Annotated in this window: 18 protein-coding genes; 7 read left to right on the top strand and 11 right to left on the bottom strand. The window is 67.8% G+C overall.

Features of this window, described 5'->3' with window-relative positions:
* Positions 1–69: 69 nt before the first annotated feature.
* Complete coding sequence (locus BLR51_RS05635) at positions 70–1,467, top strand: aminotransferase-like domain-containing protein (RefSeq protein WP_207543560.1); 1,398 nt, start codon at positions 70–72, stop codon at positions 1,465–1,467.
* A gap of 33 nt (positions 1,468–1,500) precedes the next feature.
* Here the strand turns inward: BLR51_RS05635 and BLR51_RS05640 are convergent, their stop codons facing one another.
* The 4 genes from BLR51_RS05640 to BLR51_RS05655 are packed head-to-tail and all read right to left on the bottom strand — an operon-like array spanning position 1,501 to position 5,159.
* On the bottom strand, positions 1,501–2,448 hold the full coding sequence (locus BLR51_RS05640) for an ABC transporter substrate-binding protein (protein WP_242656648.1): 948 nt from the start codon (positions 2,446–2,448) through the stop codon (positions 1,501–1,503).
* 8 nt (positions 2,449–2,456) lie between these two features.
* A complete protein-coding gene (locus BLR51_RS05645) occupies positions 2,457–3,236 on the bottom strand; it encodes an ABC transporter ATP-binding protein (protein ID WP_207543561.1) in 780 nt (259 codons plus the stop codon).
* Entirely contained in the window at positions 3,236–4,042 is an 807-nt protein-coding gene (locus tag BLR51_RS05650) for an ABC transporter permease (RefSeq protein ID WP_089844847.1), read from the bottom strand. The genes BLR51_RS05645 and BLR51_RS05650 overlap by 1 nt, the downstream gene beginning before the upstream one ends.
* On the bottom strand, positions 4,035–5,159 hold the full coding sequence (locus BLR51_RS05655) for an aryl-sulfate sulfotransferase (protein WP_089844848.1): 1,125 nt from the start codon (positions 5,157–5,159) through the stop codon (positions 4,035–4,037). Before BLR51_RS05655 ends, BLR51_RS05650 begins: the two co-directional genes overlap by 8 nt.
* A gap of 119 nt (positions 5,160–5,278) precedes the next feature.
* On the opposite strand from BLR51_RS05655, the gene BLR51_RS05660 reads away from it, so the two are divergent.
* Positions 5,279–6,319: a substrate-binding domain-containing protein gene (locus BLR51_RS05660; RefSeq protein WP_242656649.1), complete on the top strand. Its 1,041-nt coding sequence runs from the start codon at positions 5,279–5,281 to the stop codon at positions 6,317–6,319.
* A gap of 21 nt (positions 6,320–6,340) precedes the next feature.
* On the opposite strand, the gene BLR51_RS05665 is transcribed toward BLR51_RS05660, so the two are convergent.
* Genes BLR51_RS05665 through BLR51_RS05680 form a run of 4 tightly spaced genes read right to left on the bottom strand, consistent with a single transcriptional unit; the run spans position 6,341 to position 10,352 of the window.
* A complete protein-coding gene (locus BLR51_RS05665; RefSeq protein ID WP_165616742.1) occupies positions 6,341–7,546 on the bottom strand; it encodes an ROK family protein in 1,206 nt (401 codons plus the stop codon).
* 8 nt (positions 7,547–7,554) lie between these two features.
* Complete coding sequence (locus BLR51_RS05670) at positions 7,555–8,847, bottom strand: TRAP transporter large permease (protein WP_207543562.1); 1,293 nt, start codon at positions 8,845–8,847, stop codon at positions 7,555–7,557.
* Positions 8,837–9,370 carry a TRAP transporter small permease gene (locus BLR51_RS05675; protein WP_089844853.1) on the bottom strand — a complete coding sequence of 178 codons (534 nt, stop codon included), beginning with the start codon at positions 9,368–9,370 and terminating at the stop codon, positions 8,837–8,839. Before BLR51_RS05675 ends, BLR51_RS05670 begins: the two co-directional genes overlap by 11 nt.
* A gap of 13 nt (positions 9,371–9,383) precedes the next feature.
* On the bottom strand, positions 9,384–10,352 hold the full coding sequence (locus BLR51_RS05680) for a TRAP transporter substrate-binding protein (protein WP_207543563.1): 969 nt from the start codon (positions 10,350–10,352) through the stop codon (positions 9,384–9,386).
* 176 nt (positions 10,353–10,528) lie between these two features.
* On the opposite strand from BLR51_RS05680, the gene BLR51_RS05685 reads away from it, so the two are divergent.
* From BLR51_RS05685 to BLR51_RS05705, 5 genes are all read left to right on the top strand, one after another.
* On the top strand, positions 10,529–11,272 hold the full coding sequence (locus BLR51_RS05685; RefSeq protein ID WP_089844855.1) for a 6-phosphogluconolactonase: 744 nt from the start codon (positions 10,529–10,531) through the stop codon (positions 11,270–11,272).
* Between the two features lie 9 nt (positions 11,273–11,281).
* Complete coding sequence (locus BLR51_RS05690) at positions 11,282–12,295, top strand: N-acetylglucosamine-6-phosphate deacetylase (RefSeq protein WP_089844858.1); 1,014 nt, start codon at positions 11,282–11,284, stop codon at positions 12,293–12,295.
* Positions 12,238–13,374 carry a Gfo/Idh/MocA family protein gene (locus BLR51_RS05695; protein WP_207543564.1) on the top strand — a complete coding sequence of 379 codons (1,137 nt, stop codon included), beginning with the start codon at positions 12,238–12,240 and terminating at the stop codon, positions 13,372–13,374. Before BLR51_RS05690 ends, BLR51_RS05695 begins: the two co-directional genes overlap by 58 nt.
* A gap of 111 nt (positions 13,375–13,485) precedes the next feature.
* Entirely contained in the window at positions 13,486–13,947 is a 462-nt protein-coding gene (locus BLR51_RS05700; RefSeq protein ID WP_089844862.1) for an Rrf2 family transcriptional regulator, read from the top strand.
* Positions 13,937–14,827, top strand: a complete 891-nt coding sequence (locus BLR51_RS05705; protein ID WP_089844864.1) for an NAD(P)/FAD-dependent oxidoreductase — start codon at positions 13,937–13,939, stop codon at positions 14,825–14,827. Before BLR51_RS05700 ends, BLR51_RS05705 begins: the two co-directional genes overlap by 11 nt.
* A gap of 25 nt (positions 14,828–14,852) precedes the next feature.
* Here the strand turns inward: BLR51_RS05705 and BLR51_RS05710 are convergent, their stop codons facing one another.
* The 3 genes from BLR51_RS05710 to BLR51_RS05720 are packed head-to-tail and all read right to left on the bottom strand — an operon-like array spanning position 14,853 to position 16,650.
* The gene (locus BLR51_RS05710) at positions 14,853–15,323 is read right to left on the bottom strand and encodes a 6,7-dimethyl-8-ribityllumazine synthase (protein WP_089844866.1); all 471 of its coding nucleotides are present in this window, start codon (positions 15,321–15,323) and stop codon (positions 14,853–14,855) included.
* Positions 15,324–15,347: 24 nt separating this feature from the next.
* Positions 15,348–16,316, bottom strand: a complete 969-nt coding sequence (locus BLR51_RS05715; protein ID WP_165616743.1) for a flavin reductase — start codon at positions 16,314–16,316, stop codon at positions 15,348–15,350.
* A 22-nt stretch (positions 16,317–16,338) separates the two neighbouring features.
* Positions 16,339–16,650 carry a DUF4387 domain-containing protein gene (locus BLR51_RS05720; protein ID WP_089844870.1) on the bottom strand — a complete coding sequence of 104 codons (312 nt, stop codon included), beginning with the start codon at positions 16,648–16,650 and terminating at the stop codon, positions 16,339–16,341.
* Positions 16,651–16,653 lie beyond the last annotated feature (3 nt).

The following is a 16,653-nucleotide window of genomic DNA, read 5'->3' on the forward strand; positions in this document are numbered from 1 at the left end:
CGGGGACAGGGACAGACCCATACAATTGCGCCAAACTGTATGGATCGGATGAAGGATACACTTGGCCCCATGGCACAGGGATCGCGCACGGCAGAGGTGATGGAGGCGATCCGCCGCAGGCTGGCGACACGCGCCCTTGCCCCCGGAGAGCGTCTGCCCTCGATCCGCCGGTTCGCGGGGGTGATGGGAGTGTCGCCCTCGACGGTGGTCGAAGCCTATGACCGGCTGGCCGCCGAGGGGGTGATCCGGTCCCGCCCGGGGTCGGGCTTTTATGTGGTGGGGGTGGCGCCCTCGCTGGATCTGCGGGCGCCGGGGCCGCAGCGCGACCGTGCGGTGGATCCGTTCTGGGTCTCGCGACAGTCGCTGGATGCCGGGGCCGAGGTGCTGAAACCCGGATGCGGCTGGCTGCCCCCGGACTGGATGCCGCAGACCGCGCTGCGGCGCGCGCTGCGCCAGCTTGCCCGTGCCCCCGACGCGCTGCTGGCCGAATATGGCAGCAGCCTTGGCCCGCCCCGGCTGCGCCGCATCCTTGCCCGCCACTGCGCCGAGGAAGGGCTGGAGATCGGCCCTGACGCGCTTCTGCTGACGCCCTCCGGGTCGCAGTCCATCGACCTTGTCTGCCGCTATCTGCTGCGCCCCGGCGACACGGTGCTGGTGGATGACCCCTGCTATTTCAACTTTCAGGCGCTGCTGCGGGTGCACAAGGTGCGGATCGTCTCTGTGCCGTTCACGGCCTCGGGGCCGGATCTGGACCTGTTCGCGGCGGCGCTGGCCGAGCATCGGCCCCGGCTCTACATCACCAACTCCGCGCTGCACAATCCCACCGGCGGCACGCTCACGGCGCAGACCGCGCATCGGCTGCTGGTGCTGGCGGGGGCGCATGACCTGACCGTGATCGAGGACGAGACCTTTGCCGCGCTGGAGCCCGAGCCGTCGCCACGCCTTGCCGTGCTGGACGGGCTGGAGCGGGTCATCCGCATCGGCAGCTTTTCCAAGACGCTGTCGGCTGCCGCCCGCTGCGGCTATGTCGCGGGCCCGCCCGACCTGATCGCCGCGCTGACCGATCTGCAGGTGGCCACCAATTTTGGCGGACCAAGCCCCATCGCCGCCGAGATCGTGGCCGCGGCGCTGAGCGATGGCAGCTATCGCAAACATGTGGAGGGGGTCCGGCGGCGGCTGTCCCGCGCGCGAAAGGAGGCTGCCGCGCGGCTGGCCGATCTGGGCATCACGCCATGGCTGATGCCGCGCGGCGGCTTCTATCTGTGGTGCCACCTGCCCGAAGGCCGGGACGCCGCCGATCTGTCGCGGGCGGCGCTGCGCGAGACTGTGGTGCTGGCGCCCGGCAACATCTTCAGCCCGGCGCAGACGGCGGCGGGCTTCATGCGGTTCAATGTAAGCCAGATGCCGGAGCGCGCGTGGCAGGTTCTGGCGCATGTGCTTGCCGAACCGCCGGACCGGCACGGCTGACCGCACGGGCCAGCCGGACCGGGGCTGCGGCGCTTAGTCCAGCGTCACCACCTCGGGGGCGGCGGCGGCAAGCGGGCCGGGGGCGAGGATCGCGGCGATGTCGGCGGTGGTCGGCACTTCGGCGCGGATCACGCCCTGACCGACGATCCACGCGGCCTCGCTCGCCAGCAGTTCCGGCAGATCGGGGGCCAGCACGGTGCCGAATTCCATATCGGCCCACATGCCCTGCAGCGTCTCCACCGACACGTTGCCGCTGAGCGAGGCCGAAACCCTGTCCGCCGCCATGGCGGGATCGGCGGCGACATCGGCATCAGCCCGGACCAGCGCGCCCAGAAAGGCGGTCAGATCGGCATCGCGCGCCAGCATGTCGGGGCTTGCGGCCAGAATGTAATGCGGCTCGTAGCTGCCGGGCCGCAGTTCCAGATACCGCGCGCCAAGCGCGTCCTTGGCGCCCTGATAGAAGGTCGGGAAGGGCACGATGGCGTCGACATCGCCGCGCACCAGCGCCGGGACCAGATCGCCGGGCGCGGCATTGATGACCTCTGCCGAAACCCCCGCCTCGGTCAGTGCCGTGGACAGGAAGTAATCCACATTGGTGCCAAGCGTGGTGCCGATGCGCTTGCCGTCCAAATCGGAGAGGCTGTCGAGCGGCGACTGGTCGCTGTTGCCGATGATCCGGCTGCCGGTGTAGCGGGTCAGATCGGCCACGATGGCAAAATCCTGCCCGGTCAGCGCGCCGGTCGCTGCGGGAAATTCCGCCATGAAGGCGATGTCGACCTGCCCGCCGAGCAGCGCCTCGAACGCCTCGCGCCCGGAGGCGAAATTGACCAGCGCGACCTCCAGCCCCGCCTCCTCGAAATAGCCGTCGGCCAGGGCGACATCGACCTGCGGCGTCTGCGGGTTCGGGGTCCAGGCAAAGGTGATGGGATCCGCAGCGGCGGCGGCGGGGATCAGCGACAGGGCAAAGATGGCGTGTTTCATGACAGTCCTCATGCGCGGGAGTGGGGGGAAGTGGGGTGAAGAAGCTCGATGATCTCTTCGCGGATCGGCAGCAGCACCTCGGCCTGCGCGCGCAGCGACCGGGGGCGGGGCAGATCCAGCGGATAGTCGCGCAGGATCCGGCCCGGGGCCTGACTCATCACGCAGACGCGGTCGGCGAGCAGCAGCGCCTCGTCAACGTCATGGGTGACGAACAGCACGGTGGCGCGGTGCTTCTGCCAGATGTCGATCAGCAGGCGGTGCATCACGATCCGGGTCTGGGCATCCAGCGCGCCGAAGGGTTCGTCCATCAGCAGCACCTTGGGGCCGGAGGCGAAGGTGCGGGCGATGGCCACGCGCTGCTTCATTCCGCCGGACAGCTCCTGCGGGAACTTGCGCGCGTGATCCGCCAGATTGACCTCCTCCAGCGCGGCCATGGCCCGGTCCTGCAGCTCTGCCTTGGGCAGGCCCAGACGTTTCAGCGCGAACTTGACGTTGCCAAGCGCCGTGAACCACGGAAACAGCGCGTATTGCTGGAAGATCACCCCGACATCGGGCCGGGGGCCGGAAATGCCGGTGCCGTCCAGCGTGATGGCGCCGCTGGCGGGGGTGACGAAGCCCGCGATGGCGTTCATCAGCGTGGACTTGCCGCAGCCGGACGGGCCGATCAGCGCGGTGAAGCTGCCGGGCGCCAGATGCAGCGTGGTGGGGGCCAGCGCCGTGACCGGCCCCTCCTTGCCCTTGAAGGTGATCGATACCTGATCGACGCGGACATGACCTGACATCGCCATCACCCCTGCTGCCAGTGGACAAGTTTGCGGCCCGCCCATCGGACCAGCAGATCGACGCAGGCCCCGAGCGCGCCCAGAAGGATCAGCAGCGCGAACATGCGGTCGGTGCGGATATACTGCCGTGCTTCCTGCAGCCGGTATCCCAGCCCCGAGGACGCGCCCGACAGTTCCGCCGCCACAAGGCTCAGGAACGCCAGCGCCACGCCCAGCCTCAGCCCCGCCACGATATGCGGGGCGGCGGCAGGGATCACCACGGTCAGGAATTCCCGCTGCCGCGACGCCCCCAGAGAGCGCGAGGCGCGCAGATAGATCTCGGGGATGTATTCCATGCCGTGATGCGTGTTGAACCAGACGGTGAGGAACACGGTGTAGGAGACGACGAAATATTTCGACCCCTCGCCGATGCCGAACCAGACGATCGCCACGGGCACCAGAGCGATGGCCGGGATCGGGCGCAGCAGTGTCAGAAAGGGGTTGAGCAGCGCGCGGACCAGCGCCACCCGTCCCGTCAGCAGGCCCAGCGTGACCCCCAGCACCGACCCGATGGCAAAGCCGGTGGCCGCCCGCCGCATCGACACGGCAAGATCGGTGGCAAGCGTGCCGTTCTCCGCCATCTCGACCCCGGCCTGCCAGACCGACAGCGGCGAGGGGAAGATCTGTTCCGGCACCAGCCCGGCGGCGGTGACAAAAAACCACAGCATCAGGATGAAGCCGAAAGACAGCAGCGGTCGGCCAAGGCCGGTGGCCCCTGCCAGCCCCATGGCCAGCAGCGGCCGGACCCGCCGCGGGGAAGCAGGATCAGCCATGCGCGCGCTCCTTCAGCCATGGCAGCGCCGAAGCCGGGTAACGATGCGCGCGGAAGCAGCTGTTATGCTCGCCGGTGATGAACTGGGCCAGCGGTTCGGGATAGGCCGCGAAGTCCGGGATGACATATTCCCAGACCACCGCGCCCTCTGGCGTGACCTCGAACAGGCGGCCAAAGGCGCTTTCGCAGATGAAGGTATTGCCGTTCCACAGCCGCTGGCAGCCGCCCATATAGGGCGAGAAAAACGCCATCGGCAGCGGATCGGCATAGGACCACACGACCCGGCCCGAGCGGTCGAATTCCAGCGCCCGGGAAAACGGCGAGGTGGATCCGGTGCGCAGGTTGCCATTGTCGAAGACAAGGATGTTGCCGCCTTCGGTTTCCACCGGCGTGTGCTGCTGCGCCACGACCTCGGGGCCGACATGCCAGACCACCGCGCCCGTCTCGCGGTTCACCGCCACCACGCCGGAGGTGGTGCGCAGGCTCAGCAGCATCAGCCCGTCGCTGGTCACCGACACGCCGTTGACCATCGGCCAGTGGCGGCGGTCGAAATTGGCATGGACGGGAAAATCCGCGGGATCGAGGTGATCCCAGATCCGCCATTCCCACACCACCTCGCCCGCGCGGTTCACCTCGCGCAGGATGTCGGACTGGATGATGCCATCCGCCCCGTCCTTGCGCGGATCGCCCCCGGTGACGCGGGCGGCCTTGTCGGCGGGCAGCGGCGCCGCAACGGTGTAAAGCAGGTTGCCGTTGGGCAGCCAGTGCGCGTCATGGTGGTGATAGATGTCCTCGTGCCGCCAGACGATGTCGCCCTCGGGGGTCGCTTCGTAGAAATCGCCGCCATGCCACAGATCCCATGCCGGATAGAGCGCCGCCGAAGTGGCGTGGCTGCCATTGTAGCCAATGTTGCCATTGGGCAGGATCACCGCATCGCGGCCCGGGCGCACCGGCATCTGCCAGCGATGCGCGGAATTTCCCTCGACATCCACCAGATCGACCCGGCCTTCGCCGGTCTGGGGCGCAAACAGCGTGTAGCCGCCTGCGGTGCGGTCCCGGTCGATGGCGGTGAGTCCGGTCCTGCGACGGCGGAGCGTGGTTTGATCAACAGCGGTCATCTGGGCCTCTTAAAACGATTTAACCAAGCGTTACGGACGATTCCGCCTTGAGTAAAACGTTTTAAAGGTCGAGGCTGGCCTTAAAGAAGCGCCCGCTGATAAAACGGGCAGAATGATGAATGGCAAGGCAGGATATGGACAGACCAGCGGGGCGGCGACCGACCGTCAAGGATGTGGCGAAGCTTGCCGGGGTGTCGCAGGGCACGGTGTCGAACGCGCTGTCGGGGATGCGCGGGGTCGATCCGGTGACGCGGCAGCGCATCGATCAGGCCGTGGCGCAGCTTGGTTATGTGCCCAACCTTGCGGCCCGGCGCATGCGCACCGGCATGACCCATGCCATCGCGGTGATGACCTCGATGCCGGCGGCGGTGTCGGCGGGCAGTTCGCGGCTGGGGTTCCTGATGGAAATCGCCGCCTCTGCGGCGATTCACGCGCTGGAGCATAATTCGGCGCTGGTGCTGGTGCCGCCGGTCGCCGATCCCGCGACCGCGCTGCGCAACGTGGCCATGGACGGCGCGATCATCATCGAGCCGCAGCGCGACGACGCCTTCCTGTCGCTGCTCCGGCAGCGCGGCCTGCCCACCGTGGTGATCGGCCAGCCTGCACAGGACGATCTGCCATGGATCGACATGCATTATTCGGAAACGGCAGAGATGCTGCTGTCCCATCTGCTGCAGCAGGGCTCGCGGCGCATCGCGCTGATCATCGGCGCCTCGCAGCGGGTGTCGCAGGGCATCACCGAACAGGTCTATCACGCGCAGATGCAGCGGTTCGGCATCGCGCCGCGCGTGATCCGTGTTCCCGAGGCGGAGGGGGAAGAGGGCGCCTATCGCGTCACCCGCGCGCTTCTGCAGCAGGATCCCGGGCTCGACGGCATCTTTGCCCCGGTGGATGCCTTCGCCTCCGGCGTGATGCGGGCGCTGCGCGAGGAAGGGCGGGCGGTGCCGGGCGAGGTGCGCGTGGTGACCCGTTACGACGGCCTCCGCGCGCGGGAGGAACGCCCGGCGCTGACCGCCGCGAACCTGCATCTGGATCAGGTCGCGGCCATGGCCACGCGCGTGCTGATGGATCTGATTGCCGGGCGCGAGATCGCGCATTGCACCAAGGGCCCGAGCCCGTCGCTGGTCATCCGCGACTCCTCGGCAGTGCAGGGCGGCTGACAGGGGCCGCGCCGTCTGCCCTCAGCGCGCGACTTGGGCCCGGGCGCTGCGCAGCGGACGGGCGGCGGGGGCCGGGGCGCTTGCGACCAGCGCGCGCAGGGCGGTGTCCAGCGGCTCGCGCAGCGCGCCCAGCAGTTCGGACTGGGCGCTGCCATCGCTGACCGACACCCGCACCTTGTCGAGAGAGCGCAGCATCGGCGCCACCTCCAGCGTCTGGACGAAGCGGCTGAACACTTCGGGGTTCTGCACGAAAGGCCCGGTCAGGATCACCCGGTCCGGGAACAGCAGGCGGCAGAGATTGGCGGTCACCCGCAGCATTTCCGACAGGGCCGCCTGCACCACGCGCGAGTCGCGCAGATCCATGCGCGCCAGATGGGCGGCGATGGCATGTTCGCTGGCGGGCAGGCCGGGAAATTCGGCGGCCAGATCCGACCGGATCGCCCAGAGTCCCGCGACGGTTTCCAGACAGTCGCTGTTGCCGCAGTTGCAGCGCAGGCCGCGCCCGTTGCCAAGGCCCCAGTGGCCGATCTCGCAGAACCGGCCGCGGCTGCGGTTCACCACCTCGTTTCCGGCGGCATAGGCGGCGCCGATGCCGTGGCCCCAGTGCAGCAGCAGCGCGGTCTCTTCGGGGCCGTGGTTTTCCTGCACGCGCAGCCCCGCCATTTCCGCGTCAAGGTTGCGGATCAGCCAGACCGGGCAGCCGAACCCGTCCAGCGCTGCGCCAAGGTCCAGATTGCGCAGCTGCGGCCAGCGTGCCGAGACGCACCAGATCTTGCGCCCCACATCCAGCAGGCCGGACATGGCGCAGACGATGGCCGCAAGCTCCACCTGCGGGGCAAACAGCGCGGCGGTTTCGGTCACAAGCTGGCGCAGCGTGGCGGCGATGCTGGCGCTGTCGCTGTCCATCGGCGGGGCGGCGGTGATCTGGCCCAGCACCCGCAGATCCAGATCCACCGCGCTTGCCACCAGCGTCTGGTCCATCACGGTGACGAACACCGCCCCCAGCCGCTGCTGGTTGAAGGACAGCACGGCGGCGGGGCGGCCCTTGCCCCGTCCGCGCGCGCTGTTTTCGTGCAGCACCTCCTGCGCGATGAGCTGGCCCACCAGATCCGACACCGAGGTGGAGCGCAGGCCCAGCTGGCGCGAGATCTCGCCCCGGTTGGTCGCGTGGCCGCTGCGCACCAAGGAGGCGACGGCGATCAAGTCATCGGTGCGGGCAGTGTCCATGGCAGGCGTCATCGCATCAGGGCAGGCAGGGTCATCGTCAGCGCCGGCACATATGTCACCAGCAGCAGGACCACAATCATGGCCGCGTAGAAGGGCCACATCTGCCGCACCGCCGCCCCCATGCGGATCCGCGCGATGCCGCAGCCGACGATCAGCGAGGTGCCGACCGGCGGGGTGCAGAGCCCGATGCCAAGGTTGAGGATCATCATCACTCCGAAATGGATGGGATCGACCCCGACCTTGGTGACGATGGGCAGCAGGATCGGCGTCAGCAGCAGGATCAGCACGCCCATGTCCATCAGCATCCCCAGCACCAGCAGCAGCAGGTTGATGGCCAGCAGCACGAAGATCTTGTTTTCGGAGATGAAGAAGATCCCCTCCGCCAGCAGGGCCGGGATGCGCAGATAGGACAGCAGGAAGCCGAAGACCGAGGAGGTCATGATGATCGCCGTAACCATGGCCAGCGTGGTCAGCGTGGTGGTGAAGATGCGCGACACCGCCACCCGGTCGAGGCTGCGATACCAGAACAGCGTGACCAGCAGCGCATAGACCACGGCGATGGCGGCGGATTCCGTAGCGGTGAAGATGCCGGACAGGATGCCGCCGATGATGATGACGATGGTGAAAAGCCCGATGGCGGCATCGGCCAGCGCCTTCATGCCGCTGCGCAGGTCATAGCGCTGGCCCATCGGGTGGCGGTGCCGCTTGGCCATGATCGCGCAGATCACCATCAGCGAGGCCCCCAGCAGGAAACCCGGCACATAGCCCGCAAGAAACAGGGTGGAGATCGGCAGCCCCCCGGCGGCAAGCGCGTAGAAGATCATGTTCTGGCTCGGCGGGATCAGCACCCCCTGTACCGAGGAGGTGATGGTGACCGACACCGAATAGCCCTGCGGATAGCCTGCCTTGGTCATGGCCGGGATCAGGAACGACCCGATGGAGGCGACATCGGCCACGGAGGATCCGGAAATGCCCCCGAACATGGTGCTGGCCACCACATTGCCATGGGCAAGCCCGCCGCGCAGGCGCCCCACCAGCACATCGGCAAGCTTGACCAGCTTGTCGGAAATCCCGCCCTCGGTCATGATGTTGCCGACGAGGATGAAGAAGGGCACCGCGAGGAAGGTAAAGGAATTCAGCCCGTTGATCATGCGCTGCGCGACCAGGAGCAGCGGCAGGCCAAGATGCAGCGCCGTGGCGAGCGAGGCGAGGCCAAGCGCGAAGGCGATCGGCACCCGCAGCAGCATCAGCCCCAGAAAGCCGCCCAGAAGCAGCGTGATCCCGATCCAGTCAACCGACATGATGCGCCTCCGGATGGTCCGAAACATCCGCGTCCGGCATCGACACGTCGCGCAGCAGGATGTTGCCAAGCGCGTTCAGGATGCCAAGACCCCCGCCCACCGTGGCGGAATAATACAGCAGCGCCTTCGGCCAGCCCGAGGCAGGCAGCACCTGCACCCCGGTCAGCGCGATCAGATCCTGCCCGTAATACATCACGCTGAACATGAACCCGGCCATGGCCAGCTGCGCGAGATAGTCAAGCGCCAGCGCCAGCGGCAGGGGCAGCAGGTCGCGCAGGAAGGTGATGGCGACATGTTCATGCCGCCTGATCCCCACCGCCACCGCCAAGAGCCCGAACCAGATCAGGAACAGCAGGGCGATTTCCTCTGACCAGCTGGTCGGGCTGTTCAGGGCGAAGCGCAGGAACACCTGCGCCACGGTGACAGCCGTGATCGCCACCAGAAGCAGGTGGCAGATCAGGGCGGCCAGCCGGTTGAGCCCGTCGAGTGCGAAGGCCAGCTGGCCGCGCCATGCTGTTGTCATGCCAGACCGCCGGTTACTTTGCGGCCCGGATGCGCTCGAGCAGCGGCATCAGATCGGGAAATTCCTCGTAGATCGGCTGCACCGCTTCCTGAAACGGCGCGTTGTCGATCTCTGTCACCGTGGCGCCGCCTTCGGTCACGGTCTGGCGGGCCTGCTCGTTGGCCTCGCGCATCAGGTCGCGTTCATACATGGCGGCATCGACGGCGGCGCGGGTGATCGCCTCCTGCTGTTCGGGCGGCAGGCTGTCAAAGCGCATCTTGTTCATCAGCAGCAGCGCGGGCGGGCTGAGATGCGCGTCCTCCACGTAATTCGGCGCCACCTCGTAATGGGCGGAGGTGTGGTAGGAGACGAAGTCGTTTTCCGCCCCGTCGATCACCCCGGTCTGCAGCGCGGAATAGACCTCGCCATAGTTCATGGGCGTCGGCACCGCCCCCAGCAGTTCCATCATGCGGATGGAGATGGGCGCGGGCTGCACCCGGATCTTGAGCCCCTGCATGTCGTCGATGCTGGCAATCGTCTTGCCCTCGACCGTGTAGAAGGACCGCGACCCGGCATCCATATAGGCAAAGCCCTTCAGCCCGACCTCTTCGAGATCGGCCAGCACTTCGGCGCCGATGTCGCCGTCCAGCACCTTGTATTTGTGATCCCAGTCCGCGAACACGTAAGGCAGGGTGAAGGCGCCCATGGACGGGCTGACATTGGCAAGCCCCACCGAATTGACGCGGGTGAAGTCGACGATCCCGGCCTGCGCCTGTTCGATCGTCTCGGGCTCCTGACCCAGCTGGGCGCCGGAAAAGACCTGCACCTCGACCTCGCCTCCGGAATACTCCTTCACCAGATCGGCGAAGTGATACATGGCGACGGTGACCGGGTTGGTGTCCGGCTGGTTTTCGGCCAGTCGCAGGACCGTCTGGGCCGAGGCAGCCCCCGGCACGATGGCGGCGCTGGCCAGCAGGCCGAGCAGGGCGTGACGCATGTTCATTGGAAATCTCCCTATTGGATTCTTGTCTTTGGCCCAGCAAAGCGCGCGATCTGCCTTCCGTCAATATATTTGAACATCTTGGTTCTAAAAAAGTGCCGCAAGCCCATGGATCAGTTGACAGGGGAAATCATTGTTGATTTTTATATCGCAACGCAGACGTTCAAAAAGGTGAGCCGATGAAGATTGTTGTGCATGACGACAAGGCGGCGATGGGCCGCGCGGCGGCGGCAGAGAGCATTGCTGCCATCCGCGAGGCTCTGGCGCGGGACGGGCGCGCGGCGATCATCGTCGCCACCGGGATGAGCCAGTTCGAGATGCTGGAGGAGCTGGTGCAGGCCGATCTGGACTGGAGCCGGATCACCGCCTATCACCTTGATGAATATGTCGGGCTTTCGCGCGACCACCCTGCCAGCTTCCGCGGCTATCTGCAGACGCGCTTTGTCGAGAAGGTGGGCGCGCTTGGCGAATTTGTTGCCGTGGATGGCGACGCGCCCGACCTGCAGGCCGAGATCGCGCGGCTGAATGCCCGCATCGCCGCCGAGGACATTGCCGTCTGCTTCGCGGGGGTGGGCGAGAACTGCCATCTGGCCTTCAACGATCCGCCCGCCGATTTCGACACCGACGCCCCCTATCTGGTGGTGGATCTGGATGCGGCCTGCCGCCAGCAGCAATATGGCGAAGGCTGGTTCCCGACGCTGGAGGATGTGCCGGCGCAGGCGATTTCCATGTCGATCCGCCAGATCCTGAAGGCGCGCAAGATCATCCTGACCGTGCCCGACGCGCGCAAGGCCAAGGCCGCAAAGGCCGCGCTGGAAGGGCCGGTGACCAATACCGCGCCCGCCTCGATCCTGCAGACCCATGGCGATGTCAGCGTCCACATGGACCCGCCCGCCGCGTCCCTGCTGGACGCCAAGGGCTGAGGCGGGGCGGTGCGGACCGAGGGGCTTTTTGACCTGCAGGTGAACGGCTATGGCGGCGTCGATTTCAACGACGCCGCGCTGACCGCCGACCGTCTGGATCACGCGCTGGCGGCGATGCTGGACGATGGCGTGACCGGCTGTCTGCCCACGCTCATCACCGCCACGCCGGAGCAGCTGCGCGACCGCATCGCGGCGCTGGATGCCGCCGTGCAGGGCAGCCGTCTGGGGCCGCTCATGGTGCCCGGCTATCACCTTGAAGGGCCGTTCCTGAACGCGGGAGAGGGCTATCACGGCTGCCACCCCGCCGCCGCGATGTCCGATCCCGACCGCGCGCTGGTGGCGGATCTGGAGGCGGGGCTGTCCCGGCCCATCCTGCTGCTGACGCTGGCGCCGGAACGTCCGGGCGCGCTGGACGCGATCCGGCACTGGGCGGCGGAGGGCAAGACGCTTGCCGTGGCCCATTCTGCGGCGGATTTTGCCTGCGTGCGCGCCGCCGCCGATGCCGGGCTGAGCCTGTCGACCCATCTGGGCAATGGCCTGCCGCAGATGCTGCCCAAGCTCGACAACACGCTGCTGGCGCAGCTGGCCGAACCCCGGCTTGCCGCCTGCCTGATCGCCGATGGCCACCACATCCCGCCCGAGGCGCTGCGCGCGCTGGTGGCACTCAAAGGGCCGGAGCACTGCATCCTTGTCAGCGATGCGGTGGTGGCCGCCGGGATGCCGCCGGGAGATTACAGCTTTGCGGGCATGGGCGTGCGGCTGACCCCCGAAGGCCGCGTGGTGCAGCCTTCGGGCACGGGGCTGGCGGGGTCGGCGCTGCGGCTGGATCAGGCGGTGCGCAATCTGGTGGACTGGTCCATCGCCCCGCCCGAATTGGCGGCGGCCATGGCAGGATCCGCGCCGCGCGCAGCACTGCGCCGCACGCTCGACCGGCACGGCATCACGCTTGATCCCGGCGAGGTGACATGGTCCGACGCGCTGCGCCCACGCATCAGCCGCAGGCCTGCGGTGCTGCGGCGATGAGCGGCGCGGCGCCCCGTTTGGGCGTGGTGGGCTGCGGCACCTATGGCCAGCAGATCCTGCGCTGCTTTGCCGCCGAGGCCCGGCGCGGGCGGGTCACGCTGGTGGCGCTCTGCGATCCTCACGCCGACCGCCGCGCCCGCGCGGAAGCGGAATTTGCTCTGCCCGGCTTTGCAGAGGCCGGGCAGATGATGCAGAACTGCGCGCTGGATGCGGTGGCGGTGGCCACACCCGACCATCTGCATGCCGGGGTGATCGAGACGGCGGCGCATCATGGCCTGCATGTCATGGTTGAAAAACCGCTGGACGTGAATCTGGCCCGCGCCACAAGGCTCTCCGACAGCTTCGCCCGCGCCGACCGCATCCTTTATGTGGATCAGCACAAGCGGTTCGATCCCGGCCATATCCGCCTGCGGCAGGATCTGGCGGCGGGGGCGTTCGGGCGCCCGCTTTACGGCAGCGTGCATATGGAAGACCGGATCGAGGTGCCCGAGATCTGGCTGCGCGACTGGGTCGGGCACAGCTCTCCGTCGTGGTTTCTGGGGGTCAATTTCTACGATCTGGTCACATGGCTGACCGGGCTCGCGCCGCGCCGGGTCTATGCCACCGGGCAGAAAGGCGTGCTGGAGCAGCGCGGCCTGCCCGGGATCTGGGACAGCGTTCAGGCCAAGGTGGACTATGACACCGGCTTTTCCATGCATTACGATCTGTCGTGGATCCTGCCCGCCTCCTTTCCCTCCATCGTCAATCAGGGCATCCGCATCGTCGGGTCCGAAGGGCTGGCCGAGGTCGACAGCCAGCAGCGCGGCTATTTCGCCGCCCGCGCCGATGCCCCCGGCGCGCTGGAGGGGAACCCTTTCGGCGTTCTGGAACATGACCATCCGCTGTTCGGCCCCGTCACCGACGGCTATGTCTTCGAGGCGATCCGGCATTTTCTGGACGTGCTTGCGGCATGGCGGGACGGGGGCTCGGCCCGGGCGCTGGCCGGTCGCTATCCCGATGCCGCCTCCGCGCTGACGGCGATCCGTCTGGCCGAAGCGGTGGACCGCAGCCTTGCCAGCGGCGGCATCGAACCGGTCTGATCCCCGCCGCGTCTTGCGCGCCCCCTAAAGTCATGGTGCCGATCCGGGCCGGGTGTGCCGCCCCGCAGATCGGTCTTGTGCCGCGCCGCGAATCGTAACATATAAAGTTACATGAAAAGAGACAGCCGCCTTTCCTCCGTCCTTCACGCGCTGCTGCATATGGCAGAGCACCGGGCGCCCATGACCTCGGACCAGCTGTCGCTCTGCCTCGGGACCAACCCGGTGGTGGTGCGGCGCAGCATGGGCTTCCTGCGCCGGGCCAAGATCGTGTGCTCTGACCGGGGCCATGCCGGGGGCTGGCGGATCTGTCGCGACCTTGCCACGATCACGCTGCGCGACCTTTACGCCGCGCTGGAAGAGCCGGAGGTCTTTGCCCTCGGCCATCGCAGCGAGGCGCCGGAATGCCTTGTGGAACAGGCGGTCAATGCCGCGCTGGATCAGGCCTTCGCCGAAGCCGAGGCGCTGCTGCTGCAGCGGATGGGAGAGGTCACGCTGGCCGATCTTGCAGAAGATTTCACCCGGCGCCATGCGGCCCGCAGCGCCCGACAGGGGGAGCACACACATGACACATGATCTGATCGTCATCGGCGGCAGCTATGCCGGGATGGCGGCCGCGCTGCAGGTGCTGCGCGCGCGGCGGCGGGTGCTGGTGATCGACGCAAGCCTGCGCCGCAACCGCTTTGCCCGCCATGCGCATGGCTTTCTGGGGCAGGATGGCGTGCCGCCAGAGCAGATCGTCGCCAAGGCCCGCGCGCAGCTTATGGCCTATCCCGGCCTGACATGGCTGGAGGGCGAGGCGGTGGCGCTGCACGGCGCCCGCGATGCCTTCGAGGTCGTGCTGGGTCAGGGGCAGCGGGTCGCGGGGCGCCGGATCCTGTTTGCCACCGGGGTCCGCGACGCGCTGCCCGCGATCGAGGGACTGGAGGATCGCTGGGGGCGGTCGGTGTTTCACTGCCCCTACTGCCACGGCTACGAGCTCGACGGCGGCGCCATCGGTGTGCTCGGCAGCAGCCCGATGTCGGTGCATCAGGCCGAACTGCTGGGCGACTGGGGCCCGGTCACCTTCGTGCCCAACGGCGCGGTGCCGCTGACCGAGGAGATGCGCGCGACCCTGTCGCAGCGGGGCGTCACGCTGGACGAGACGCCGGTGCTGCGGGTGGAGGGCGAGGCCGACCTGCGCCTTGCCGATGGCCGCCTCCTGTCCTTCGCGGGGCTTTTTGTCGCCACCACCGTATCGCCCGCAAGCCCGCTGCCGGAACAGATCGGCTGCGAGATCACGCAGACCGCCATGGGCAGCATCCTGCGCACCGACGGCTCCAAGCAGACCTCGATCCCCGGCATTTACGCCTGTGGTGACGTGGCCCACCTGCCGCATTCGGTGTCGCTGGCCGTGGGCGATGGCGCCATGGCCGGGGCGCAGGTGCATCGCTCGCTGGTCTGGCCCGACATGTGACGCCAGACCGGTGACCCCGCCCGGGTCAGGAGCGGACGAGGCCCATGGCGCGGATCGGCATGGCGGCCCGGGCAACGGACAGCGCCGCCTCTGCCGCCTCCATCCCCTTGATCCGGAAATGGTTTTCGAAAAACCCGATGTGATCCGGGGTCGGCTGGAAATGATGCGGCGTCAGCGAGACCGACAGCACCGGCGTGCCGGTTTTCAGCTGCACCTCCATCAGGCCGGAAATCACGGCGGCGGCGACAAAATCGTGCCGGTAGATGCCGCCATCCACGACAAGGGCAGCGGCGACGATAGCATCGAACCCGCCCGCCTGCGCCAGACCCTGCGCGCGCAGCGGCAGCTCGAAAGCGCCGGGGACATCGAACACCTCGACCGTGGCCTCCTGCGAGGTCTGGGCGAGCCGTTCGTGGAAGCCGTCAAGCGCGCGGTCCACGATGCTGGCATGCCAGTTGGCCTTGACGAAGGCGAAGCGGAACGGAGCGGCGGGCATGGAAAATCTCCTTGTGCGAGGATGTTACGCGGGAAGGGCAGGGGGCCAGCCCCGGCTGTCCGAGCGGGCGAGCGCGCCCAGCAGGTCAAGCAGGACGCGCGCGTCCTCCTCGGCGAGGCGGCCCAGCAGATCGGCCTCGGCGGCCCGGATCGCGGCCACCACCCGGATCAGGGTATCGCGCCCCGCTTCGGTCAGGTGCAGCGCCGGATCGGGCGCGTCCGGCTGCGGATCCATGCGGACCAGCCCGCGTTCGGCCAGCGCCGCGCAGTCGCAGCGCCCCACCTCGGCCCCGCGCTGCGAGGCCAGCGGCAGGACATGGGCCAGCGGCAGGCCGTCGCGATGCCCCAGAAGTGTCAGCACCGCATAGTGCGGATCGGTCAGGTCCAGCTTCGCCCGCGCCTCGGCAGAGGCGGCGCGCAACTCGTGAAAGCTGCGCGACAGCAGCCAAGCCAGATTGCCCGCGCCCAGCGTTTCGGGGCGTTCGGGCGCGGCGGGGGTCGCGCGCTGCCGCACCAGCCGCCCGTATCTGCCGCCATGGAACAGCAGCGGTGCGGCATCAGAGCGCTGAAATCCGGTGACCTCTCCGACAAAGATCACGTGATCGCCGCCGTCATAGCGATAGACGGTGCGGCATTCGAACCGTGCGGCGCAGTGCCGGAGCAGCGGAATGCCCTCCGCGCCGCGCTCGGTCTCGAGCCCGGCAAAGCGGTCGGCGGATTTGCCGGCAAAGCGCCCGGACAGCTCGTCCTGATCCGCCGCCAGCACATGCACCGCAAAATGCCGCGCCTCGGCAAAGGCGGCATGGCTGCTGGAACTGCGCGCGAGGCTCCACAGGATCATCGGGGGATCAAGCGAGACCGAGCTGAAGCTGTTGGCGGTGCGGCCGATATCCTCTCCGGCCGCACTGCGTGTCGTGACGATGGTCACGCCGGTGGCGAAACTGCCCATCGCGTCGCGAAGGGCGCGCTGCGGCGTGGCTTGCGGATCGGCCATGGCAGTCTCTCCTGTGCTTCGGTCAGAGCGGGATGTCGATGTCGAGCACCGGCGCGTGCTGCTGGCAGCCATAGACATCGGTGTCGCCGATATCTCCGGCGGGAACGGCGCGCGGGAAGGTGATCTTGAACGCCGCCGCCGGGTCATAGGGAGTAAAGAGGATGTCCGCCTCCTCCACGCCGTAAAGCTGCGCGAACAGCGCGGGCGTCAGCACCCCCGTCGCCTTTACGGCGCGATACATGTCGTGATCCTCGAACAGGATGTCGACCGTGACGTTGAAGGGCCCGGCATTCTTGCTTTTGCAGATCTGGGCGATGTTCTTGATAAGCGCCATGGC

The sequence above is a fragment of the Salipiger marinus genome (genome assembly GCF_900100085.1).
GTDB lineage: Bacteria > Pseudomonadota > Alphaproteobacteria > Rhodobacterales > Rhodobacteraceae > Salipiger > Salipiger marinus.

What these genes read in the sequence shown, in the direction of transcription:
- BLR51_RS05670 (WP_207543562.1), bottom strand. Translation starts at nt 8,847, where the DNA reads ATGTCGGTTGACTGGATCGGGATCACGCTGCTTCTGGGCGGCTTTCTG.
- BLR51_RS05665 (WP_165616742.1), bottom strand. Translation starts at nt 7,546, where the DNA reads ATGGACACTGCCCGCACCGATGACTTGATCGCCGTCGCCTCCTTGGTG.
- BLR51_RS05715 (WP_165616743.1), bottom strand. Translation starts at nt 16,316, where the DNA reads ATGGCCGATCCGCAAGCCACGCCGCAGCGCGCCCTTCGCGACGCGATG.
- BLR51_RS05655 (WP_089844848.1), bottom strand. Translation starts at nt 5,159, where the DNA reads ATGACCGCTGTTGATCAAACCACGCTCCGCCGTCGCAGGACCGGACTC.
- BLR51_RS05650 (WP_089844847.1), bottom strand. Translation starts at nt 4,042, where the DNA reads ATGGCTGATCCTGCTTCCCCGCGGCGGGTCCGGCCGCTGCTGGCCATG.
- BLR51_RS05635 (WP_207543560.1), top strand. Translation starts at nt 70, where the DNA reads ATGGCACAGGGATCGCGCACGGCAGAGGTGATGGAGGCGATCCGCCGC.
- BLR51_RS05705 (WP_089844864.1), top strand. Translation starts at nt 13,937, where the DNA reads ATGACACATGATCTGATCGTCATCGGCGGCAGCTATGCCGGGATGGCG.
- BLR51_RS05700 (WP_089844862.1), top strand. Translation starts at nt 13,486, where the DNA reads ATGAAAAGAGACAGCCGCCTTTCCTCCGTCCTTCACGCGCTGCTGCAT.
- BLR51_RS05660 (WP_242656649.1), top strand. Translation starts at nt 5,279, where the DNA reads ATGGCAAGGCAGGATATGGACAGACCAGCGGGGCGGCGACCGACCGTC.
- BLR51_RS05640 (WP_242656648.1), bottom strand. Translation starts at nt 2,448, where the DNA reads ATGAAACACGCCATCTTTGCCCTGTCGCTGATCCCCGCCGCCGCCGCT.
- BLR51_RS05685 (WP_089844855.1), top strand. Translation starts at nt 10,529, where the DNA reads ATGAAGATTGTTGTGCATGACGACAAGGCGGCGATGGGCCGCGCGGCG.
- BLR51_RS05695 (WP_207543564.1), top strand. Translation starts at nt 12,238, where the DNA reads ATGGTCCGACGCGCTGCGCCCACGCATCAGCCGCAGGCCTGCGGTGCT.
- BLR51_RS05645 (WP_207543561.1), bottom strand. Translation starts at nt 3,236, where the DNA reads ATGGCGATGTCAGGTCATGTCCGCGTCGATCAGGTATCGATCACCTTC.
- BLR51_RS05680 (WP_207543563.1), bottom strand. Translation starts at nt 10,352, where the DNA reads ATGAACATGCGTCACGCCCTGCTCGGCCTGCTGGCCAGCGCCGCCATC.
- BLR51_RS05675 (WP_089844853.1), bottom strand. Translation starts at nt 9,370, where the DNA reads ATGACAACAGCATGGCGCGGCCAGCTGGCCTTCGCACTCGACGGGCTC.
- BLR51_RS05720 (WP_089844870.1), bottom strand. Translation starts at nt 16,650, where the DNA reads ATGGCGCTTATCAAGAACATCGCCCAGATCTGCAAAAGCAAGAATGCC.
- BLR51_RS05710 (WP_089844866.1), bottom strand. Translation starts at nt 15,323, where the DNA reads ATGCCCGCCGCTCCGTTCCGCTTCGCCTTCGTCAAGGCCAACTGGCAT.